At 71.3% G+C, this 20,808-nt stretch carries 21 protein-coding genes; 16 read left to right on the top strand and 5 right to left on the bottom strand.

What is annotated here, in order from left to right; genetic code table 11:
* Window positions 1-2: 2 nt before the first annotated feature.
* The 6 genes from frdA (at window position 3) to ACIBKY_RS15195 (ending at window position 7,003) form a co-directional block, all read left to right on the top strand.
* On the top strand, window positions 3-1,736 hold the full coding sequence (gene frdA / locus ACIBKY_RS15220) for a fumarate reductase (quinol) flavoprotein subunit (RefSeq protein WP_397097258.1): 1,734 nt from the start codon (window positions 3-5) through the stop codon (window positions 1,734-1,736).
* A complete protein-coding gene (gene sdhB / locus ACIBKY_RS15215) occupies window positions 1,729-2,490 on the top strand; it encodes a succinate dehydrogenase iron-sulfur subunit (RefSeq protein ID WP_397097257.1) in 762 nt (253 codons plus the stop codon). Before frdA ends, sdhB begins: the two co-directional genes overlap by 8 nt.
* Window positions 2,487-2,864: a hypothetical protein gene (locus ACIBKY_RS15210; protein WP_397097256.1), complete on the top strand. Its 378-nt coding sequence runs from the start codon at window positions 2,487-2,489 to the stop codon at window positions 2,862-2,864. Before sdhB ends, ACIBKY_RS15210 begins: the two co-directional genes overlap by 4 nt.
* Window positions 2,861-3,208 carry a fumarate reductase subunit FrdD gene (gene frdD, locus ACIBKY_RS15205; protein ID WP_397097255.1) on the top strand — a complete coding sequence of 116 codons (348 nt, stop codon included), beginning with the start codon at window positions 2,861-2,863 and terminating at the stop codon, window positions 3,206-3,208. Before ACIBKY_RS15210 ends, frdD begins: the two co-directional genes overlap by 4 nt.
* A 73-nt stretch (window positions 3,209-3,281) precedes the next feature.
* Window positions 3,282-6,026: an immune inhibitor A domain-containing protein gene (locus ACIBKY_RS15200; RefSeq protein WP_397097254.1), complete on the top strand. Its 2,745-nt coding sequence runs from the start codon at window positions 3,282-3,284 to the stop codon at window positions 6,024-6,026.
* Window positions 6,027-6,064: 38 nt separating this feature from the next.
* On the top strand, window positions 6,065-7,003 hold the full coding sequence (locus ACIBKY_RS15195; protein WP_379613317.1) for a diacylglycerol/lipid kinase family protein: 939 nt from the start codon (window positions 6,065-6,067) through the stop codon (window positions 7,001-7,003).
* Here the strand turns inward: ACIBKY_RS15195 and ACIBKY_RS15190 are convergent.
* Genes ACIBKY_RS15190 through ACIBKY_RS15175 form a run of 4 tightly spaced genes read right to left on the bottom strand, consistent with a single transcriptional unit; the run spans window position 6,926 to window position 13,053 of the window.
* Window positions 6,926-7,888: a phosphotransferase gene (locus tag ACIBKY_RS15190; protein WP_397097253.1), complete on the bottom strand. Its 963-nt coding sequence runs from the start codon at window positions 7,886-7,888 to the stop codon at window positions 6,926-6,928. The genes ACIBKY_RS15195 and ACIBKY_RS15190 overlap by 78 nt on opposite strands.
* Before the next feature lie 9 nt (window positions 7,889-7,897).
* Window positions 7,898-9,130: an MFS transporter gene (locus tag ACIBKY_RS15185; RefSeq protein WP_397097252.1), complete on the bottom strand. Its 1,233-nt coding sequence runs from the start codon at window positions 9,128-9,130 to the stop codon at window positions 7,898-7,900.
* Window positions 9,131-9,169: 39 nt separating this feature from the next.
* Window positions 9,170-9,979 (bottom strand): SWIM zinc finger family protein, encoded by an 810-nt coding sequence (locus ACIBKY_RS15180; protein WP_397097251.1) that lies wholly within the window; start codon window positions 9,977-9,979, stop codon window positions 9,170-9,172.
* Between the two features lie 2 nt (window positions 9,980-9,981).
* Complete coding sequence (locus ACIBKY_RS15175) at window positions 9,982-13,053, bottom strand: SNF2-related protein (RefSeq protein WP_397097250.1); 3,072 nt, start codon at window positions 13,051-13,053, stop codon at window positions 9,982-9,984.
* Between the two features lie 113 nt (window positions 13,054-13,166).
* On the opposite strand from ACIBKY_RS15175, the gene ACIBKY_RS15170 reads away from it, so the two are divergent.
* The 10 genes from ACIBKY_RS15170 (at window position 13,167) to ACIBKY_RS15125 (ending at window position 19,832) form a co-directional block, all read left to right on the top strand.
* On the top strand, window positions 13,167-13,328 hold the full coding sequence (locus tag ACIBKY_RS15170) for a hypothetical protein (RefSeq protein ID WP_397097249.1): 162 nt from the start codon (window positions 13,167-13,169) through the stop codon (window positions 13,326-13,328).
* A gap of 81 nt (window positions 13,329-13,409) precedes the next feature.
* Window positions 13,410-13,748 carry a hypothetical protein gene (locus tag ACIBKY_RS15165; RefSeq protein WP_397097248.1) on the top strand — a complete coding sequence of 113 codons (339 nt, stop codon included), beginning with the start codon at window positions 13,410-13,412 and terminating at the stop codon, window positions 13,746-13,748.
* 103 nt (window positions 13,749-13,851) lie between these two features.
* Window positions 13,852-14,301, top strand: a complete 450-nt coding sequence (locus ACIBKY_RS15160; RefSeq protein ID WP_397097247.1) for a hypothetical protein — start codon at window positions 13,852-13,854, stop codon at window positions 14,299-14,301.
* 44 nt (window positions 14,302-14,345) lie between these two features.
* Window positions 14,346-14,771, top strand: coding sequence for a protease inhibitor I42 family protein (locus tag ACIBKY_RS15155; RefSeq protein WP_397097246.1), 426 nt, complete (start codon window positions 14,346-14,348; stop codon window positions 14,769-14,771).
* Between the two features lie 51 nt (window positions 14,772-14,822).
* Window positions 14,823-15,530, top strand: a complete 708-nt coding sequence (locus ACIBKY_RS15150; RefSeq protein WP_397097245.1) for a DUF1838 family protein — start codon at window positions 14,823-14,825, stop codon at window positions 15,528-15,530.
* Window positions 15,527-15,946, top strand: a complete 420-nt coding sequence (locus tag ACIBKY_RS15145; protein ID WP_397097244.1) for an HIT family protein — start codon at window positions 15,527-15,529, stop codon at window positions 15,944-15,946. Before ACIBKY_RS15150 ends, ACIBKY_RS15145 begins: the two co-directional genes overlap by 4 nt.
* The gene (locus ACIBKY_RS15140) at window positions 15,925-17,103 is read left to right on the top strand and encodes a sensor histidine kinase (RefSeq protein WP_379613306.1); all 1,179 of its coding nucleotides are present in this window, start codon (window positions 15,925-15,927) and stop codon (window positions 17,101-17,103) included. The genes ACIBKY_RS15145 and ACIBKY_RS15140 overlap by 22 nt, the downstream gene beginning before the upstream one ends.
* A 78-nt stretch (window positions 17,104-17,181) precedes the next feature.
* Window positions 17,182-17,919 carry a LytR/AlgR family response regulator transcription factor gene (locus ACIBKY_RS15135; RefSeq protein ID WP_397097243.1) on the top strand — a complete coding sequence of 246 codons (738 nt, stop codon included), beginning with the start codon at window positions 17,182-17,184 and terminating at the stop codon, window positions 17,917-17,919.
* On the top strand, window positions 17,916-18,281 hold the full coding sequence (locus ACIBKY_RS15130; protein WP_397097242.1) for a hypothetical protein: 366 nt from the start codon (window positions 17,916-17,918) through the stop codon (window positions 18,279-18,281). Before ACIBKY_RS15135 ends, ACIBKY_RS15130 begins: the two co-directional genes overlap by 4 nt.
* A 66-nt stretch (window positions 18,282-18,347) precedes the next feature.
* Complete coding sequence (locus ACIBKY_RS15125) at window positions 18,348-19,832, top strand: cation acetate symporter (protein ID WP_397097241.1); 1,485 nt, start codon at window positions 18,348-18,350, stop codon at window positions 19,830-19,832.
* On the opposite strand, the gene ACIBKY_RS15120 is transcribed toward ACIBKY_RS15125, so the two are convergent.
* On the bottom strand, window positions 19,829-20,803 hold the full coding sequence (locus ACIBKY_RS15120) for a LacI family DNA-binding transcriptional regulator (RefSeq protein ID WP_397097240.1): 975 nt from the start codon (window positions 20,801-20,803) through the stop codon (window positions 19,829-19,831). The two genes, ACIBKY_RS15125 and ACIBKY_RS15120, sit on opposite strands and share 4 nt — an antisense overlap.
* Between the last annotated feature and the right edge of the window lie 5 nt (window positions 20,804-20,808).

The raw sequence follows: 20,808 nt of genomic DNA, 5'->3' as shown, positions 1-20,808 counted from the left end.
CCATGATCGATGTGCTCATCGTCGGAGGGGGCGGCGCCGGGCTCCGCGCGGCCATCGCGGTCGCCGAGGCCGACCCGGAGCTGAGCGTGGCGGTCGTGTCGAAGGTCTACCCGATGCGCAGCCACACCGTCTCGGCCGAGGGCGGCGCCGCCGCGGTGATCGCGGCGGGGGACTCCCTGGACGAGCACTGCTACGACACCGTCTCCGGCGGTGACTGGCTCTGCGACCAGGACGCCGTCGAGGCCTTCGTGGCCGAGGCGCCCCGGGAGCTGATCCAGCTGGAGCACTGGGGCTGCCCGTGGAGCCGGGAGGGCGACGGGCGGGTGGCCGTGCGGCCGTTCGGCGGGATGAAGCGCGAGCGCACCTGGTACGCCGCCGACAAGACCGGCTTCCACCTGCTCCACACCCTGTTCCAGACCACCATGAAGTACGGGGAGATCCGGCGCTACGACGAGTGGTACGTCACCCGGCTGATCGTCGACGACGGCCGCGTCCACGGCGTCGTGGCCGTCGAGATCAGGACCGGGCGCATCGAGACCATCGCCGCCCGCACCGTCATCCTGGCCACCGGCGGCTGCGGCCGGGTCTTCCCCTTCACCACCAACGCCGCCATCAAGACCGGCGACGGCATGGCCCTGGCCTACCGGGCCGGGGCGCCGCTGAAGGACATGGAGTTCATCCAGTACCACCCGACGGGCCTGCCGTTCACCGGCATCCTCATCACCGAGGCGGCCCGCGCCGAGGGCGGCTGGCTGATCAACAAGGACGGCTACCGCTACCTGCAGGACTACGACCTGGGCAAGCCGACGGAGAAGCCCAGGCTGCGCAGCATGGAGCTGGGCCCACGCGACCGCCTCTCGCAGGCGTTCGTGCACGAGCAGCAGCGCGGCCGCACCGTCGAGACGCCCTACGGCCCCGTCGTCTACCTGGACCTGCGCCACCTGGGCGAGGGCAGGATCGACGCCAGGATCCCGTTCGTGCGCGAGCTGTGCCGCAGCTACCAGAACCTCGACCCGGCCACCGACCTCATCCCGGTCCGCCCGGTCGTGCACTACGTGATGGGCGGCGTCCACACCGACCTGGACGGCGCCACCCCGATCGCCGGCCTGTACGCCGCGGGTGAGACCGCCTGCGTCAGCATCAACGGCGCCAACCGGCTCGGCTCCAACTCGCTGCCCGAGATCCTCGTCTTCGGCCGCAGAGCCGGTACGGCCGCCGCCGCCTTCGCCCGTGCGCACCGGCAGGCGGAGCCGCCCGCCGTACGCGCGCAGGGGGAGGACGAGCGACGGCGGCTGGAGCGCGCGCGGGAGGGCAACCACGGCGGCGATCGCATCGCGGACCTGCGGGAGCGGATGCAGCACACGCTGGAGGGCGCGGCCGGGATCTACCGCACCGGCGCCGAGCTGGCCAAGGCGGTGGACACGCTGGCCGAGCTGCGCGAGCGGGCGGACGGCGCGCGGATGGAGGACACCAGCGCCACCTTCAACACCGAGCTGATCAACCTGCAGGAACTGCACACGATGCTGGACGTGGCCCAGACGATCGCCGCCTGCGCGCTCAACCGGCGCGAGTCGCGCGGGGCGCACCAGCGCACCGACTACGAGGCGCGCGACGACACGGAGTTCCTGGCGCACTCGCTCGTCTACCGCGCGCCCGACGGCGCGCCGTCCGTCGGGCTGCTGCCCGTGACGATCACCCGCTGGCCTCCCGGCGAAAGGGTATATGGCCGTGACTGAGGCGAAACACCACGAGGCGCGCCAGGCCACCACGCGCACGATCACGCTCGAAGTCACCCGATACCGGCCGGGGCAGGACAGCGTGCCCGTGCCGGAGAGCTTCGACGTGCCGCTCATGGACGACTGGGCGGTGCTCGACGGGCTCAACTACATCAAGGACCAGCTCGACGGGACGCTGTCGTTCCGATGGTCGTGCCGGATGGGCATCTGCGGCTCGTGCGGCATGAACGTCAACGGCGAGCCCCGGCTGACCTGCGGCACGTTCTTCACCGAGTTCGGCGACGGGCCGATCAGGATCGAGCCGCTCAAGGGCTTCCCGATCATCCGCGACCTGGTGGTCGAGGTCGACGACTTCCTCGACAAGCTGCGGCACGTGAAGCCGTGGCTGATCAGGGAGGGTGAGGAGCTGCCGCTGACGACCGAGCACGCGCAGACCCCGGCGCAGCTGGAGGCGTACAAGCAGTACTCGATGTGCATCAACTGCATGCTCTGCTACTCGGCCTGCCCGGTCTACGTGCTCGACCCCGACTTCCTCGGCCCGGCCGCGATCGCGCTGGCCCAGCGCTACGAGCTCGACTCGCGTGACATGGGCGACCGCTTCGACCTGCTCAACCTGAACGAGGCGGTGTGGGGGTGCACGTTCGTCGGCGAATGCACCCGGGTCTGCCCCAAGCACGTCGATCCGGCCGAGGCGATCCAGCGCTACAAGGTCACGGCCGCGATGCGGTCCATCCTCCCGTGGAGCAGGCGATGACGACGGCGTACCGGCCGCCGCGCGACCACGCGTGGTTCCTGCGCAACCGCACCTGCGCCTTGTTCGTGGCGCGCGAGCTGACCAGTGTGTTCGTGGCGTGGGCGATCGTCTTCCTGATGGTCGTCATCGACGCCGTGCTGAACGGCGGCGACCCGGCCGCCTTCGCCGGGCAGCCGTGGGTGATCGCGCTCAACGTGGTCGCGCTGGCAGCCACGACCTTCCACGCGGTGACGTTCCTGAACCTGGCCCCCAAGGCCACCGTCGTCCGGCTGGACGGCTACCGCCTGCCCGCCTGGATGATCCAGGGCGGCAACCACTCCGCCTGGCTGCTGATCTCGGCGGTCATCGCCTACTTCGTGCTGAGGACGCCATGAGCCGGCGGCGCACGGCCGAGCCCTATCTGTGGCTGTTGTTCAGCGGCGGGGGAGTGGTGGCCGCGCTCCTGCTGCCCGTGCTGGTGCTGCTGTTCGGGGTGCTCATGCCGCTCGGCGTGCTCGACTGGCCGTCCACGCCGCATCTGACCGCGCTTCTTGACCCGGTTCCGGTACGGCTGGCCCTGGTGGCCGTCATCGTCCTGTGCCTGTTTCACGCGGCGCACCGGATCCGGCACACCAGTGAAGAACTTCTGGGCGTGGCCAGATTCGACGTGTTCATCGCGCTGCTCTGTTATGGCGGCGCTATTGCGGGCGGCACACTAGCCGTGCTTCTGCTGTTCTGAAATACCCCACTGATACATCACATTTCCCGAAAGGGCTTTACGATCACTTGACCTTGGGCTTAGCGTCCGCTTTGTGCCAAGCAGACGCTACTTAGCCACAGTCCCCGCGCTCACCCTCATCGCCACGGGACTCGCCGTCGCACCCGCGGACGCCTCTATCGCGAGGTACGTCCCCAGCGCGGCAGACGCCTACATCAACTACGCGCCGCCCCGGGTGGAGAAGCCCCTCTCGGAGCCGCCGGCGCCGGGCTCGCCCGCCGCCCGCAGCCTCTCCCCCGCGCAGAAGTTCGACCAGAAGTTCACCAGCGGCAACCCGGTCGCCGGCCGTGTCCTGGCCGCCCGGGAGAACGAGGCCATCAGAACCGGCCGCAACCCCGCCGACTGGATCTTCAAGAAGTCGAAGCAGACCAAGACGGCCAAGCTGCTGACCCTGCTCGTGGAGTTCAACGAGAACGCCAACGACGACTTCTCCGGCTACAACCGCCTGCGCACTCCCGACAGCGCCCCCGACGACTGCGTCGTGGAGCCTCCGGGCACCAAGATGAACGGCCCGCTCCACAACAACATCCCCGACCCGGCGAGCCTGCCCCAGAAGGACAACAACTCCTTCTGGGTTCCCGACTTCAGCCCCGCGCACTTCAACAAGATGCTCTACACCGACAAGGGCATCACCGAGCGCGTGCGCAAGGACCTCAAGGACCCGCGCGACGGCCGGCCCGGCATCGACATCTCCGGCCACACCATGAAGAAGATGTACGAGGAGATGTCCAAGGGCGCCTACTCCGTCACCGGCTCCGCCGTCGGCTGGATCAAGGCCCCGCATTCCGAGGCGTGGTACGGCGCGGCCGCCTGCGGTGGCGCTCCCCAGGACATGTCCGGCCACCCGGACAACCCGCTGGGCGCCGGCCAGCTCGCCATCGACGCGGTCAACGTCCTGGCGCAGACGCAGCCCGGCTTCAACTGGGCCGAGTACGACCAGGAGGACACCTCCGACGCCGACGGAGACGGTAACTTCGCCGAGCCCGACGGCGTGATCGACCACCTCGTGCTCGTCCACGCCGGCAAGGACAAGTCCTCCGACGGCGGCAAGGAGGGCACCTACGCGATCTGGGCGCACTCCAGCGCGGTCGCCGGCGGCTACCAGGTCCCCGGCACGGACAAGAAGATCTCGAACTACATCGTGCAGCCCGAGGACTCCGGCGTCGGCGTCTTCGCCCACGAGTACGGCCACGACCTCGGCCTGCCCGACCTGTACGACACCAGCGGCGCGGGCAGCTCCGCCGTCGACTTCTGGGACCTGATGTCCAGCGGCTCGCACTCCGGCCCGATCTTCCAGTCGATGCCGACGCACATGGGCCTGTGGGACAAGTGGGTCCTCGGCTGGGCCAACCCCAAGACGCTCAACCCCGGTGACGCGAGCAAGCTCGTCACCGTCGGCCAGTCCTCGCGCACGCCCAAGCTCACCGCCGACGGCATCCGGGTCAACCTGGCCAGCCAGCCGCTGAAGATGATCGACGCCCACAGCGGCACCAACGCCTGGTGGTCCGGCATGGACCAGGAGTGGGCCAACGTCAAGGTCACCCGCGACGTGCAGGTGCCCGCCGGAAGCGACCTGCGCTTCTGGATGTGGAACAACTACGAGATCGAGGCCGACTGGGACTACGGCTTCGTCGAGGTCTCCACCGACGGCGGCAACACCTGGACCCAGCAGAAGGTCTTCAACGAGGCCGGCCAGGAAGTCACCACCCCGGACGACTACCCGGACCCGAACAAGAACCTCAAGACCTTCGGCAACAAGAAGTACGGCCTCACCGGCAACACCGACGGCTGGCGGCACGACTACGTCAACCTGACCCCGTTCGCCGGCCAGACCGTCAAGCTGCGCCTGGCCTACAACACCGACGCCGCCTCCACCCCGCGCGGCTGGCACGCCGACGACTTCCAGCTCACCAACGGCGGCACCGCCGTCTGGAGCGACGACGTCGAGGGCGGCGAGAACGGCTGGAAGGCCACCGGCGGCACGTTCACCAACACCAGCGGCCAGGGCTGGACCGTGAACAACGGCTCGCGCGAGATCTCCCGCTTCTACCTCGCCGAGTGGCGTAACTTCGACGGCTTCGACAAGGGCCTGCAGTACGCCTACGACACCACCTACTCGCGCGACGGCGCCTGGAAGGTGCAGAAGGTCAAGTACAACGCGCCCGGCCTGCTGGTCTGGCTCCGCGACTCGACCTACACCAACAACGTGATCATCCCGAGCCTGGAGCAGCTGCCCAGCATCGGAGCCAAGGGCAGCCTGCTGGTCGTGGACTCCCATTACGAGCCGCTGCGCCGTACCGGGACCGCGGCGGCCAAGGACCCGAGCCGCAACAAGAACCTGGAAGGCCGCTCCCAGACCTCCAACGCCGCGTTCTCCTTCAACAAGACCTACCCGTTCAAGGAGTGCCTGGAGGCGCCGGACGAGCCGTTCAGCGAGTACTGCTCGGACATCGCCGCGCTGAAGGGCGTGCCGAACTTCACCGACGCGAAGACCTGGTACCCGGGCTTCGAGCTGCAGAACGGCTCGCTGTTCTACCGCGACTTCGACGCCTCGGCGGTCGTCCCCGCCAAGGGCGACCAGCAGTACAGCACGCGCGTCGTCAACTTCGACGGCACCCCCGCCCCCGACCTGTACGGGACCGACATGGGCCACGGCCACAAGCTCGGCACCGGCAACCCGGGTGACGAGGGCAAGGCGCTGGGCGTCCAGTTCAAGCTGGTCAGCCCCCTGCCCGGCAACCTCGGAGCCATCGTCCAGGTCATCGCGCCCAAGAAGTGATCGTAGGGGCCGCTCCGGCGGCCCTACGATGAGGGACCATGACGGACCTTAGGACCAAGGCGGAGCACACCGCGGCCATCCGGCGTGAGCGCCGGGTGGCCGTGGTGATCAACACACGCTCGCGCCGCGGTCGCCGCCACTACTTCGAGGCACTCGACCTCATCCACGGTCTGGGCTTCGAACCGCTCGCCGAGTTCTCGGTGCTCAAGCCCAAGCGGTTGCGTGAGCATCTCGACAGGGCGCTGGCCACCCAGCCCGACCTGCTGATCGTCGGGGGCGGTGACGGCACCCTGTCGTCGGCCGTGCGCCACATCGCCCACCGCGACGTCGCGCTCGGCGTGCTCCCGCTCGGCACCACCAACAACTTCGCCCGCAGCCTCGGCCTGCCGCTCGACCTGGCCGGCGCGATCAACGTCTTCGCCACCGGCAAGGTCGCCGACATCGACCTCGGCATGGCCGACGACCGCCCGTTCGCGAACCTGGCCAGCTTCGGCGTCTCCGTCGAGGTGGCCGGCAAGGTCAAGCCGTGGCTCAAGCGCATCATCGGCCGCCCCGCCTACCCGCTGACCGCGCTGACGATCCTGCCGGGCCACCGGCCGTTCCGCGCCTTCATCACCGTCGACGGCCAGCGCCACGAGCTCCTCACCCACCAGCTCAACATCGCCAACGGCCGCTTCCACGGCGGCTGGCAGGTGGCCAAGGACATCAGCATCGACAACGGCCAGCTCGTCGCCTACCAGCTCGGCTCCGGCAAGAAACTGCGGCTGCTCGGCGAGACGCTCGTGCGGGCGGCGTCCGGCCGCTGGCGCAGCATGGCGGGCGGGCCGTTCGTGACCGGCCGCGAGATGCTCCTGGAGACCGACCCGCCGATGGCCGCCGACGTCGACGGCGAGGTGCGCCTACGCACCCCCATCAGGCTGCGCGTGGTGCCCAACGGGGTGCGCGTGATGGTCCCGGAGACCTTCGAGGACCGCTGAGATCCGCTCCAGCGTGAGCGGCCGCGTCAGCATTTCGCGCAGGCGGGCGCGCGAGCGCGCCCGGTTCTCCTCGCCCTCCGCGGGGTCGCTCGCCCGCCGTGCGTAGAACTCCAGCAGATGCCCCTGTACGGCCACGCGCATCGAGAAGTCCTCCGGCCGGGTCACCCGGGCCGGACCGCCAGCCGCCACGTAGGCGGGGTAGACCTCGGGATCGCGGGCCACGATCGCGGCCAGCTCCCAGGCGGGCACGGCCGGGCCGCAGTTCTCCCAGTCCAGGACGGTGAGCAGGCCCGCGGCCGACATGCGCAGGTTCTCCTCGTTGAGGTCGCGATGGCAGGTCGTCACCCGTGCCGGATCCGGCGCGACGACGATCGCCTCCACCGCGACGAGGTCGTCCAGCCAGGTGCGCAGCGCGTCCTCCCACTCCTGGCGCCGCGACCTCGCGGCGATCCCCGCCCACCCCTCCGCGCCCAGCGGGGCGGCGAACCAGGCGGGCACCGGGCCGCGGGCGGCGTGCCGTACCCGGTGGACGCTCGCGGTCGCCGCGCCGAGCTGGGCGGCGGTGATCTCGCCGGCGGCGAGATCGGCCCACTCATAGACCCTCAGGTCGTACGGCCGCGCCCGCAGGATCACCCGCCCGCCGCGGTCCACGACCGGAGCCGGGAGCACCACTCCGGCCGCGGCGGCGGCGCGCTGGAAGGCCACGTCGGCGGCGGCGTCGTGCTCGGCCACGTCGATGAGCGACTCCTTGACCGCCCACGAACCCCGGTCGGTGTCCACCCGCCAGATCAGGCCCAGCTCGCCGCGTGCCGCGTAGACCGGCTCCGCCGCCACCTCGCCCAGCCCGAACTCCCGCGCCACCCGCTCGGCCGTCTCGATCAGCATGCGCCGACGCTACGGCACCCCGCGGATCTTCCACACCAGAAGGGCGCCCGCGATGCCCACGGCGGCCGTGACCGTGTAGAGGGCCGGATAGCCGCCCAGCTGCGTGACCAGCGGCGCGGCCAGCACCGGCGCGAGCACCTGCGGCCCGGCAGAGGCCAGGTTGAGCACGCCGAGGTCCTTGCCCCGGTCGAGGTCGGTGGGCAGCACCTGGGTCAGCAGCGCCTGGTCCACGGCCAGGAACGCGCCGCTGCCCGCCCCGAGTATCACCGCCGCCACGATCACCGTCGGCCAGGACGTGGTGAACGCCAGCAGCACCCCCGCCGAGGCGGTCAGCAGCGCCGCCACGCTGACGATCGGGCGCCGCTTGCCTATCTTGTCCGACAGCCAGCCGGACAGCAGCGTGGGCGCGATGCCGGCCACCGTGGAGACCGCCAGCAGGATGAGCACGCCCTCGTCCACACCGTGCCCGGGGAACAGCCGCTCGTAGCCGATCGCGTCACGCAGGTAGTAGAGCAGGTAGCCGGTGCCCATCGAGATCGACAGGTTCAGCAGGAAACGTGTCACCCACGCCCACGCGAAGTCGGGGTGGCGGCGCGGGCTGACCCAGAGCGTGCGCCAGTCGAAGCGGGCCTTGGCCGCGTCCGGCACCGGCCCCTCGCCGGTCGCGAGCGCGAACGGCAGCACGGTCGCCGGCAGCAGCAGCGCCATCGCCAGATAGGACGGCAGCACGCCGGTGACGACCAGCGCCACCACCAGCCCGCCCAGCAGCGGTCCCGCCGCCTGCGCCGCGCCCGCCACCGCCAGCACCCGGCCGCGCTGCCACTCCGGCACCCGGTCCGGCACCACCGCGACCGTCGAGGCGTACGCCGCGTTGAACGTCAGCTGCACCAGGCTCCAGCCGATCGTCATGCCCAGCACCGTCTGCTGGGTGCCGAGCAGCACCAGGGCCGCGGCGCCGGTCAGCGCGCCGAACATGATCCACGGGCGGCGCCTGCCGAAGCGGCCGCGGGTGCGGTCCGACAGCGCGCCGAACGCCACGTTCGACACCATCGACACCGCCGCTCCCACGGCGAACACCACCGCCAGCGACGCCTCCTTGTTCGCGTCGTCCACCACCACCATGTGCTGGGGGAGCACGATCTGGATGAGCGTGAACCAGCCCATCATCAGCCCGAGCTGGGCAAGGGCGAGCCGTGCCGTCCAACCGCCGGAGACCTTTGCCGTTAACGCGGGTGAGCTCACGAGGAGTCCTCTCCGGTTCGGGGCGAGAGGGCCCTCATATTAGGTCTCGCCGGCGGGTGCCTCAAGATCTGCGGCCATGCCGATATAGGCCGGTCCGAGCTGGTGCGCCAGCCCTTCCGGCGGCGGGAACAACCGCAGCAGCAGATCGGGCGCGCCGGCCGCCCGCCGCTCGGGCCGCCGCACGCTCGCGCCCGCCGCGTAGAAGTCGGCCGGCCGGTCGGCGAACGGCACGTCCGTCACCGCGAGCGGGTCGCCGCCCGTCCCGCCGTCATCGGCCAGCGACCCCAGCAACTGCTCCTTGGTACGGCCCCGCCACGCCAGTACCAGGAACGGGTCGTCGTCGAACGATTCGGCCAGCAGGTAGAGCACCGCCGACAGGTGCTTGCACGGAAACCCCCAGTCCGGGCACGAGCACTCCATGTCCAGATCGCGCGGGAACAGGTCGACGCCCATCGCGGCGAAGACCTCCTCGATCTCCGCCGGCATCTCCCCGGCCAGCAGCTTGGCCCGGTGCACCGCCTGCCCGGCGATCGCCGCCTCCAGTTCGGCCCACAGCGCCTCGGCGTACACCTCGACCCTGACCGCCACCTCGTACGGGTCCGGGCGCGAGCCCTGCACGCCGGCGCTCACCAGTCCCGCGGCCAGCTCCAGCGAGAGCACCTGGCCCTTGCGCGCGTACGTGCGCCCGCGCGCCAGCCGCCCCTTGTCGCACACCCGCTCCAGGATGTCGATGAACCTGCGCGACCACCACGAGGCGCCGATCGTGCCGCGCTGGGTGCGCGCCTTGAGCCCGCCCTCGACCGCGATCGGCCGGCCGCCGTCGTACCATCCGTCCCTGCCGACCGGCATGCTCAGCCCACCGCCTCGGCGCCCAGGCGGAAGACCTCGCGCAACTCCTGGGAGGACAGGTCGGTGAGCCAGTCCTCGCCGGTGCCGACCACGCGCTCCGCCAGCGCCTTCTTGCGCTCGATCATCTCGTCCACGCGCTCTTCGAGGGTGCCCGCGCAGATCAGCTTGCGCACCTGGACGTTCTTGCGCTGGCCGATGCGGAACGCACGGTCGGTGGCCTGGTTCTCGACGGCCGGGTTCCACCAGCGGTCCACGTGGATGACGTGGTTGGCGGCGGTCAGGTTGAGGCCCACGCCGGCGGCCTTCAGCGAGAGCAGGAACACCATCGGCTCCGGGTCGTTCTGGAACCGGTCGACGAGCCGGTCACGCGCCTTCTTCGCCAGGCCGCCGTGCAGCCAGAGCACCGGGCGGTCCAGCCGGGCGGCCAGGTGCGGCTGCAGCATCGTGCCGAACTCCGCGTACTGCGTGAAGACCAGCGCCTTCTCGCCCTCCGCCACGATCTCCTCGGTCAGCTCCTCCAGCCGGGCCAGCTTGCCCGAGCGGCCCGGCAGCCGCGAACCGTCCTTCAGCAGGTGGGCCGGGTGGTTGCAGACCTGTTTGAGCTTGGCCATCGCGGCCAGCACCAGTCCGCGCCGCTCGATGCCCTCACTGCCGTCGATCTTGCCCATCATGTCGTCGACCACCGCCTGGTACAGGGAGGCCTGCTCGGGGGTGAGCGAGCACCACTCCTTGACCTCCAGCTTCTCCGGCAGGTCGGTGATGATGGACCGGTCGGTCTTGAGACGGCGCAGAACGAACGGTCCGGTGGCGCGTCTGAGCGCGAGCGTGGCCTGCTCGTCCTGGCGGGCCTCGATCGGCTCCTGGTAGCGGGACCTGAACGCGGAGCGCGAGCCCAGCATCCCGGGATTGCAGAACTCCATGATCGACCAGAGCTCGGCCAGGTGGTTCTCCACCGGGGTGCCGGTCAGGGCGAGGCGGGTGCGGGTCGGAATCGCCCGTACGGCGCGGGCCTGCAGGGTGCCGCTGTTCTTGATCGCCTGGGCTTCGTCGCAGACGACGCGTTGCCAGGTGAAGCCTTTCAGGGTCTCCAGGTCGCGCTGGGCGGTGCCGTACGTGGTGATCACCAGATCGGCGCCCTCGGCCAGGGTGGCGTCACGTCCGCCGCCGTGGTGGACATAGACCTTCAGCCCGGGCGCGAACCTGGCCGCCTCCCGCTGCCAGTTACCGACCAGCGACATCGGGCACACCAGCAACGTCGGCGACGTCTGTACGGCCTGAGCCCTCTCGTGGGCCAGCAGCGCCAGCGTGGTGATCGTCTTGCCCAGGCCCATGTCGTCGGCCAGCACGCCGCCCAGCCCCAGCTCCGACAGGAAGCTCAGCCAGGCCAGCCCCCGCTCCTGGTAGGGCCGCAGGGTGGCGTCGATCCCGGCCGGGGTGGCCAGCGGGGTCAGCCGCCGCTCGGCCTGCCCCGACAGCAGATCGCCGAGGACACCATCGGCGTCGATCTCCAGCAGGGGCAGCTCGTCGTCCTCGCCCTGAACGACGTTCCGCAGGATCTCGGCCGCGCTCAGCTCGCCGTCCCTTCGCCCCTCGACCGCCCGCAGGGCCGCCTTGAGCTGGCGCTCGTCCAGCTCCACCCACTGCCCGCGCACGCGCACCAGCGGCACCTTGAGCCGGGCCAGCTCCGCCAGCTCGGCCTCACTGATGCTCTCGTCACCGACCGCCAGATCGACGCGGAAGTCGACCAGCTCCCGCAACCCGAACCCCTGACCGGTGGCCGCCTGCTGGCTCTTGGTGCGGGTGGTCAGCTTGAGCCCCAGCCTGGCCCGCCCGGCCCAGCGGGGCAGCTGCACCCCGAACCCGGCCGCCTGCAGCAGCGGCGCCGCCTGTCGCAGGAAGGTGAACGCGCCCGCGGTGTCGAGGACCAGCTCCCGGGGTTCTGCCACCCTGAGAGCGGGGTCTAGGTCGGGATAGAGGCGTACCGCCCGGCCCAGCCCGGTCAGGAACTCCCGCTCGGGCCGCGCAGGCAAGCCCGGCAGTGGCTCACCCCGCCAGATCTGGTCGGCCGGGACGTACAGGCTCGGATCGTCCACGGCCTGCAACGCCAGCTCCACCCGCCATCGGTCATCGCTCCCGGACCGCGCGTCCCCGGCCTCGTTTCCGGAACCCCCCGCTTGGCCCCAGGTTCCCGTGGCCTCGTCCCCGGCGCCGTAACCGGCGTCCGTGGAGGGCTCGACCAGGCGGAAGCTGACGCGCGCCGAACTGTCGGCCGACGCCACCGCGTCGTACCACGCGGTCAGCGCCTCCCGCAGCTCCGGCACGTCCGGGCAGGAGGCGCCGGGCCCGGTGAGCGCGGCCAGCCAGCGGTCCCTGAGCGTGCGCGGCCGCGCCACCAGTGGCTCCCGGACCTTGGTCCTGACGTGGGCGTCCGCGAAGTGGTCGAGCGCCGCGCGCAGCACCCCCGCCGAGGCCCGCTCCACGGCTCCGGTACGGCAGGCGGGCGGCATCGCCAAGGCCAGCTCACGGAACCGCACGGCGTCCTGCCCGGTCAGCACCACCCGCCACCGGGCCTGCGCCGTGTCCTGCGGGATGGCCCACATGGCCGACCCGTCGTCCACGTCCGCCGCGGCCGGGGGTTCCGCGTGCTCGCCGGACGGCACGAGCTGGGGCAGGACACGGCCGCGCCGTACGAGATCGCGGGCGAAGTCCGCCACGACGCCCCAGAACCGCACCGTCGCCCCGCCGGAGTCGAGCAGCCGGAGGCAGTGTCCGGCCTCCGGCACCACGACCGGTACCCGCCAGGCGCGCACCCGCGGTCGTATCCCGTCGCCCAGAAGCCCGGTCTCCGGCGACGGCACGGGGGCGGCGGCCGAACCCGGCAGCAGCATCTCCAGCACCCTGTGCCGGAAGCCGGCCGGTTCGGCGAGCCCGAGATGCGCGGCCAGCTCCTCATGCCCGGCGGCGAACGGATGAGGCCGTGGCCAGGTACCACGCGACGCGGCTCCGACCGCCTCGGTGTCCTCCGCCCAGAAGGCGAGCCCGCCACCCGCCCACACCCCATGCACCACCAGCACCCCGGCAGGTTACCGCCGACCACCGACAGCACGCCGCCGGTGGAGTGACGCTTACCGGATGGATCCTCGCCGGAGGCTCGCGGCGGCGGTGGGGGCCGACGTACGCTGAAGGTATGACCGGATCCTGGTGCGAACGCCCCAAACCGCCGGCGCCGCCGTGCGAGCTGCCCTCCCCGTTCGCCGCGCCGGACAAGCCGGGTGGCTGGTGCGAGGTGCCCAAGTCGTCCGACGCCGCGGCGGTGGTCGGGTTCCTGCTGAGGCTCGCCCGGCGCTGACCACATCGTGGCCTGGGCTTTGCCGTTGATCTCGACCCGTGCGGTTAGAACCACGGGTGAGAGCACGGGAAGGCAGGGCCGATGGAGGAGCACGAGGAGCACGAGGAGCACGAGGAGTACGTCGAGGGAGTGACCGCGGGATACGTCGGCGCGCACGAGGCCGTCGTGGGCACGCCCGTGGACTCGACCTCGATCAACGTGCCGCAGACCCGGGCGGGTGCGGCGGAGAACGCCGAGGCCGCCGAAGCGGCGCGCGAGGCGCGCGGCGTGTTCGTCGCGGCCGACAACACGCACGGGGACGTCACGGACGTGCGCGCGGAGGAAGAGCGCGCCGCGATCCGTGAGCACGCCGAGGACAAGGACCCGCTCCTCGCCGCCCGCGACGCCATGCGCGAGGACCTGCGCGGGGGACAGCCGTGATAGAGCGCCTCCCGGCTGGGTAGGCGCCTTTCTCGTCGGAGGAGGCGGCAGCGCACCGCGGGCGCCTCCATCCGTGCCGACATGGTGAAGGAGGGGCCCGGCGATGACCGAGGCAGATCCCGGGATGGACCGGGACCGCAGCGCGGGAGACGTGGGCGCGCACCGGGCCACGGTGGGTACCCCGGCCGGCGCGGAGTCCGATGAGACGACCGGAACGAGAGACAAGGCAGGCGACGCGATGGCGACGGCTAGGGATAAAGCAGGCGACATGGCCGACACGGCCAAGGACAAGGCGGGCGAGGTCGCCGCCACGGCCAAGGACACGGCGGCGGCGGCCAAGGACAAGGCGGGCGAGCTTGCCGCGACGGCGAAGGACAAGGCGGGCGAGATGGCGGTGGCCGCCAAGGACACGGCCGCGGCCGCGACGGACAAGGCCGGGGAGGTGGCCGACGCCGCCGCCACGGAGGCGAAGAAGCGCCCCATCCTGGTGATGGCCGCGGTCGGCACCATCGTCGCCCTCGTCGTACGCCGCCTGCTCAAGCGCAAGCGCTGAACGCGCCGCCGTACCCCCGAGGAGGGAACGGTACGCTGCGGCAGGTGAAGAGGACATGGGCCGCGGCGGCCCTGCTGGCCGTCGCGGCGGCGGGCTGTGGCGCGGGTTCGGCGGTCAGCGACTACGGCACCGTCGTCAAGGGGGCGAAGGGCCGGACGACCCAGGTCGACGTGAGCCAGGGCGATCGTTTCTCGCTGGTCGTCGCCGACAACCCGTCGGTCGGCGACAACTGGTCGCTGGTCGAGGTGCCGGACGCGACGGTGGCCTCGTTCATCAGCGAGGAGCACGAGAGCGAAGGCGACGCCCCGGGCAGCGGCGGCAGCGGCTACTTCGTCTTCAACGCCAAGCGGCCGGGCACGACGGAGGTCAAGCTGTACAACTGCTGGCGCTGCGGGGCGGAGAAGACGCCGTCGGCCCCGGACAGCGTCAGGGAGTCCGGAACCGCGATCTTCACCATCACCGTCAAGTGATCACGACAGAGTGTCTTGAAACCTGACGCGTGGTCGTAGAGGCTTCACCCCATGGATTTCCTTCGGGTGCGCGCCTCGACCGACGGCGCCGAGACGATCTCGTGGTGGACCGGCGACGTGTACGGCTGGCAGGACGACGACGGCCCGCACCACCTGTTCGGGTTCGAAGGCCTCAACGTGGCGCGCGTGGTCGAGGCCGACGGCGCCTGGCAGCTCCTGACCCGCGAGGCCGCCGCCTACCTCGACCCGAAGTCCCGCGAGATCCTGGGGACCTGGGACAACCCGTTCACCGGCCGGGAGGTCGAGGTCCAGCACGTCTTCAACGACCCGGTCAATCAGCGTCTGGGCGCCTACCCGGTCCCGCAGACGCGGATCGGCGACCAGGTCATCTTCAATGTGGACATCCGTCTCGCCTACCCCTCACCCCTCAAAGTCGCGGAATTTCCGGAAAATTCGGCAAACGACACCTATCGCGCCCTGGAGCTGTTCCAGTTCTTCGCCAAGGCCGAAGACGTCGACTCCGGCGCCGCGAACGTGCCCAGTTTCTTCTCCTGGAGCCGCGTCTCGCCCTGGCTGCCCTGGATGGCGATGGGCGGGCGCCCCGGCGGCCTCGTCTACCACGTCAGGGGCGGCAAGGTCGCCGAGGCCCCCGAGCGGCTGGCCGCGCACGTCGGCGAGCACTTCCTGCACGCGCCCCGGGAGTGGGGCGGCCCCAACGTGAGCAGCTGGTCGGCGTTCGCGGCTAAAGTCGGCAGGTGAGCACCGACCTGTTCTGCGAGATCATCGCGGGGGAACGGCCCGCCTTCACGGTCTTCTCCGACGAGGTGGCCGTCGGCTTCCTCGACACGAGGCCGGTCTTCAAGGGCCACGTCCTGGTGGTGCCGCGCCGCCACGTGGAGACGCTGGCCGACCTCACCGACGTCGGCCCGTTCTTCGAACGCGTCCAGGCCGGCTCCCGCGCGGTGGAGGAGGGCCTGCAGGCGGCGGGCACGTTCGTCGCGATGAACAACCGAATCAGCCAGAGCGTCGCCCACCTGCACGTGCACATCGTGCCGCGGCACAAGAAGGACGGGCTGCGCGGCTTCTTCTGGCCGCGCACCAAGTACGCCGACGACGCCGAGGCCGAGTCCTACGCCGAGCTGATCAGGAAGTCATGGAACTCGCCGTCGGCCTGATCCTGGCGGTGGTGCTGGTCGGTGTCCCGGCCGTGGTGCTGTGGCGGGTCCTGCGCGGCCGCCGCGAGCTGGGGACCGGTCCGGCCGAGCGGGCCACGTTCGAGACGCTGCACACCGCCTCGCTGGCCGCGCCGCCGCTGCGCGCCGGGCTGACGGCCGAGGGCGCGCAGAAGGCCTCGCGCCACCTGCGCGAGCTGCTCGGCTCGCCGGCGCTGGCGATCACGGATGGCGAGCGGCTGCTGGTGTACGACGGCATCGGTGACCACCACGCCGCCGACGCCCTGGACCACGCGGCGGCGACCCTGCGCGACGGCCGTACCCAGGTGCTGTCGATCCCGTGCGAGCTGCTCGAATGCCCGATCAGGCACGCGGTCGTGGTGCCGCTGACCACCGACGACCGCATCGTCGGCTCGCTGGCCGCCTATGGCCCGCACGCCTCCGCCGGGCTGGTGCGCGCGGCGCAGGAGACGGCCGGCTGGGTCGACTCCCAGCTTGAACTGGCCGAGCTCGACCGCTCCCGCACCCGCCTGATGGAGGCCGAGGTACGGGCGCTGCGCGCGCAGATCTCCCCCCACTTCATCTACAACTCGCTGACCACGATCGCCTCGTTCGTCCGCACCGACCCGGAACGCGCCCGTGAGCTGCTGCTGGAGTTCGCCGACTTCACCCGCTACTCCTTCCGCCGGCACGGCGACTTCACCACGCTGGCGGAGGAACTGCGCTCCATCGACCGCTACCTGATCCTGGAGCGGGCCCGCTTCGGCGACCAGCTCCAGGTCACGCTCAGAATCGCGCCGGAGGTGCTGCCGGTCGCCGTGCCGTTCCTGTGCCTGCAGCCGCTCGTGGAGAACGCGGTACGGCACGGCCTGGAGAGCAAGAACGGCGTCGGCCGGATCACCATCGTCGCCGAGGACGCCGGAGCCGAGTGCCGCATCAGCGTCGAGGACGACGGTCTCGGCATGGACCCCGACCGGCTCCGGCTCATCCTGGCCGGGGAGGTGGTCAGCGCGGGCGGCGTGGGCCTGGCCAACGTCGACGAGCGGCTGCGCCAGGTCTACGGTGATGAGTACGGCCTGGTCGTGGAGACCGGCAAGGGCGCCGGGACCAAGGTCAACGTGCGCGTGCCGAAGTACCACCCGGGGGTCTCGGCCCGCTAGTGACCTGTGACCTGCGCGTGACGGGCTTGACGCCTCTTGTCGCTTTTATCACTGTCAAGGGATCGGAAGGAGTGTTGCGTGGCTGGCTTGCGCGTCCTGGCGGTCGACGATGAACTTCCGGCTCTGGAGGACCTCTCCTTCCTGCTGCGCGCCGACCCGCGGATCGACGAGGTGCTGACCGCCCGCGACGGCGCCGCGGCGCTGCGGCAGCTCGACCGCGGCATCGCCGAGGGCCGCCCCGTCGACGCGGTCTTCCTCGACATCAGGATGCGCGGGCTCGACGGCGTGGTGCTGGGCCGCCTGCTGGCCCAGTTCGCCAACCCGCCCCGGGTGGTGTTCGTGACCGCCTACGAGGAGCACGCGGTCGACGCGTTCGAGATCAAGGCCGAGGACTACCTGCTCAAGCCGGTACGCCCGGAACGCCTGGCCGAGGCGATCCGCAGGGTCGCCCTGTCCTCCGACGTGGCGCCCGACGGCGAGGACGCCGACACCATCCCGGTCGAGCTGGGCGGGGTGACGCGCTTCGTCTCCTCCGCCGATGTCGTGTACGTGGAGGCGCAGGGCGACTACGCTCGCCTGCACACCCAGACGGGCACCCACCTGGTCCGCATCCCCCTCAACACGCTGGAGGAGCGCTGGGCCACGGCCGGGTTCGTCCGGGTCCACCGCAGCCACCTGGTCGCGGTCAAGCACATCGAGGAGCTGCACATCGACTCGGGCAGGTGCACGGTGACCGTGGGCAGCACCGAGATCCCGGTCAGCCGCCGCCACACCCGTGAGCTGCGCGACCTCCTCGTCAGAAGAGCCAAACGATGAGCAACCGCCGCGTCGCCGTCACCAGCCCCCGCACCGCCGCCGCGCGCCGCCGCCGCTACCCGGCCACGCGCGAGATCGACGAGCAGACCGTGGTCGGCGAGGTCTACATGCGCTCCCTGCTGCGCACCCAGTTCCGCCTGGCGCTGTTCGTCTGCACCGTGCTGGCCTGCGTGATCGGCGGGCTGCCGCTGCTGTTCCTGCTCCTGCCGGACGTGCGCGGCCTGCACCTGCTCGGCGTGCCGCTGCCCTGGGCGGTCCTCGCCTGCCTCATCTATCCCGCCTTCGTGGTGGGAGCCTGGCTCTACGTACGGCAGGCCGAACGCAACGAGCGCCACTTCGCCGACCTGGTCGAGCGCAGATGAGCGAGCGAAGCGAGTGAGCGGTCAGCACGGTCTCGTCAACCTCATCGGGCCGGCGGAGCCGATCCGATGAGCTTGACCGCGGTCGTGGTCGTCGTGGTGGCCGCGGTGCTCATCGGCGCGTTCGGCATCCGGTTCTCCCGTACCACCTCCGACTTCTACGTCGCCTCCCGCACCGTCAGCCCGCTCTGGAACGCCTCGGCCATCGGCGGCGAGTACCTGTCGGCCGCCTCCTTTCTCGGCATCGCCGGCCTGATCCTCACCTACGGCATCGACATGCTGTGGCTGCCGGTCGGCTGGACCGGCGGCTACCTGGTGCTGCTCGTGCTCGTCTCGGCCCCGCTGCGGCGCTCCGGCGCGTACACGCTGCCCGACTTCGCCGAGGCCAGGCTGGAGTCGATGGCGGTGCGCCGTACGGCCAGCGTGCTCGTGGTGCTGATCGGCTGGCTCTACCTGATGCCGCAGTTCCAGAGCGCCGGGCTGGTGCTGCGCACGATCACCGGGGCGCCCGTCTGGGTCGGCGGGCTGCTGGTGGCGGTCGTGGTGGCGGTCAACGTGCTGTCGGGCGGGATGCGCTCGATCACGTTCGTGCAGGCCTTCCAGTACTGGCTGAAGCTGACCGCGCTGGCGGTGCCGCTGGTGTTCCTGCTGCTGGCCTGGAAGCGCGACGGCGCCCCGGGCCTGAGCGCGGCCGACGCGGCCACCTGGCAGATGCCGCTGGGCAGCGGCAAGGAGTACGGGCTGTACTCCACGTACTCCCTGATCCTGGCGACGTTCCTGGGCACGATGGGGCTGCCGCACGTGCTGGTGCGCTTCTACACCAATCCGGACGGGCGGGCGGCGCGCCGTACGACGCTCGTGGTGCTGACGCTGCTCGGCGCCTTCTACCTGCTGCCCGCCGCCTACGGCTGGCTGGGCCGGCTGTACACCCCCGACCTGGCCCGCACCGACGCGGTCGTGCTCACGCTGCCCGGCACGATGGTCGGCGGCACGCTCGGGGACCTGCTGACCGCGCTGGTGACGGCGGGGGCGTTCGCGGCGTTCCTGTCCACCTCGTCCGGGCTGACCGTGTCGGTGGCCGGGGTGATCGCGCAGGATCTGCTGGGCGGCGGCGTGCGCTCGTTCAGGATCGCCACGCTGATGGCCGTGGCGGTGCCGCTGGCGCTGGCGTTGTGGGCGCGCTCGCTGCCCGTGGCCGACGTGGTGGGCCTGGCCTTCGCGGTGGCGGCCTCCTCGTTCTGCCCGCTGCTGGTGCTGGGCATCTGGTGGCGGCGCCTGACCACGACGGGCGCGCTGGCCGGGCTGTTCGCCGGGGGCGGGCTGGCCTGCTGCGCGGTGCTGGCCACGATCATCGGCGGGCCGTACGACGGGGTCATCAACGCGCTGCTGGCGCAGCCGGCGGCGTGGACGGTGCCGATCGCGTTCACCGTGATGGTGGCGGTGTCGTTCCTGACCCCGCACCGGGTGCCGCCGGGCGTGGCCAGGACGATGGTCCGCCTGCACACGCCCGAGGACCTCGACCTGGACCGCGGCGACTGGCGTCCCAAGGGTTAGGGGCCGCGCTCGCCGGATCCGCGTACGACCAGCTCCACCGGTACGGTAACCCGGCGCGGCCGTCCGGACGGATCGAGCAGGAGGCCGACCGCGCTGCGGGCGATGCGGTCGATGTCGTAGCGGACCACGCTCACGCCGGGGTTGAACACCTCGGCCAGCGCGAAGTCATCGAAACCCACGTAGGCGGGGCGTTCCGGGCGCTCGCGCAGAGCCTGCAGGATGCCGATCGCGGCCCGGTTGTTGGTGGCGAAGAACGCGGTGGGCGGGTCGGCCAGGTCGAGCAGCCGGGCGACCTCCTGCGAGACCCGCCACGGGTCGAACACGCCGTGCACGACGAGGCGCTCGTCCGGGGCGCCGAGCGCCTCGCGGTAGCCGGTGGCCCGGTCGCGCACCGAGCTCAGCCGTACGTCGTCGGAGACCAGCGCGATCCGGCGATGGCCGTGCGCGAGCAGGTGCCCGGTGGCCAGGCGGCCGCCCCTCAGGTCGTCGAGCAGGACCACGTCGCTGTCCTGGCCGGGCGGCAGCCGGTCCACGAAGACCGTGGTCAGGCCGGTGTGCCTGGCCAGCCACGCGTGGTCGCCCGACGACGGTACGACGATCAGGGAGTCGACGCCGCGGGCGTACATCGACTCGACCAGCATGCGCTCGCGCTCGGGCCGCTCCTCGTAGGAACCGAACACGACCAGCGCCTCGTGCTCGGCGGCCGCCGCCTCGACCGCCTTGGCCAGGCGCGAGTAGAACTCGTTGGAGATGTTCTCCATGACCAGCCCGATGGTCAGCATCGTGGCGCCCCTGGCCAGCCGGGCCGCCGCCTCGTTGCGGCGGAAGCCGAGCGCGCTGATCGCGGCGCCCACCTTGAGCTGGACCTCGGCGCTGACGTGCGGCTCCCGGTTGACCACCCGGGAGACCGTTTTCAGGCTGACGCCCGCGTACCTGGCCACGTCGGCCATGGTCGGCTTGCGCGCTGTCATACTCT

It is taken from the genome of Nonomuraea sp. NPDC050394, assembly GCF_044459065.1.
Taxonomy (GTDB): Bacteria; Actinomycetota; Actinomycetes; order Streptosporangiales; family Streptosporangiaceae; genus Nonomuraea.
Note: the sequence above shows the minus strand (reverse complement) of the source record. Positions and strands in the feature narration are given on the sequence as shown.

Excerpts from the sequence above, each read along its gene's own strand:
- frdA (WP_397097258.1), top strand. The coding sequence starts at position 3 with ATGATCGATGTGCTCATCGTCGGAGGGGGCGGCGCCGGGCTCCGCGCG.
- ACIBKY_RS15210 (WP_397097256.1), top strand. The coding sequence starts at position 2,487 with ATGACGACGGCGTACCGGCCGCCGCGCGACCACGCGTGGTTCCTGCGC.
- frdD (WP_397097255.1), top strand. The coding sequence starts at position 2,861 with ATGAGCCGGCGGCGCACGGCCGAGCCCTATCTGTGGCTGTTGTTCAGC.
- ACIBKY_RS15195 (WP_379613317.1), top strand. The coding sequence starts at position 6,065 with ATGACGGACCTTAGGACCAAGGCGGAGCACACCGCGGCCATCCGGCGT.
- ACIBKY_RS15190 (WP_397097253.1), bottom strand. The coding sequence starts at position 7,888 with ATGCTGATCGAGACGGCCGAGCGGGTGGCGCGGGAGTTCGGGCTGGGC.
- ACIBKY_RS15180 (WP_397097251.1), bottom strand. The coding sequence starts at position 9,979 with ATGCCGGTCGGCAGGGACGGATGGTACGACGGCGGCCGGCCGATCGCG.
- ACIBKY_RS15170 (WP_397097249.1), top strand. The coding sequence starts at position 13,167 with ATGACCGGATCCTGGTGCGAACGCCCCAAACCGCCGGCGCCGCCGTGC.
- ACIBKY_RS15165 (WP_397097248.1), top strand. The coding sequence starts at position 13,410 with ATGGAGGAGCACGAGGAGCACGAGGAGCACGAGGAGTACGTCGAGGGA.
- ACIBKY_RS15160 (WP_397097247.1), top strand. The coding sequence starts at position 13,852 with ATGACCGAGGCAGATCCCGGGATGGACCGGGACCGCAGCGCGGGAGAC.
- ACIBKY_RS15150 (WP_397097245.1), top strand. The coding sequence starts at position 14,823 with ATGGATTTCCTTCGGGTGCGCGCCTCGACCGACGGCGCCGAGACGATC.
- ACIBKY_RS15140 (WP_379613306.1), top strand. The coding sequence starts at position 15,925 with ATGGAACTCGCCGTCGGCCTGATCCTGGCGGTGGTGCTGGTCGGTGTC.
- ACIBKY_RS15130 (WP_397097242.1), top strand. The coding sequence starts at position 17,916 with ATGAGCAACCGCCGCGTCGCCGTCACCAGCCCCCGCACCGCCGCCGCG.
- ACIBKY_RS15125 (WP_397097241.1), top strand. The coding sequence starts at position 18,348 with ATGAGCTTGACCGCGGTCGTGGTCGTCGTGGTGGCCGCGGTGCTCATC.
- ACIBKY_RS15120 (WP_397097240.1), bottom strand. The coding sequence starts at position 20,803 with ATGACAGCGCGCAAGCCGACCATGGCCGACGTGGCCAGGTACGCGGGC.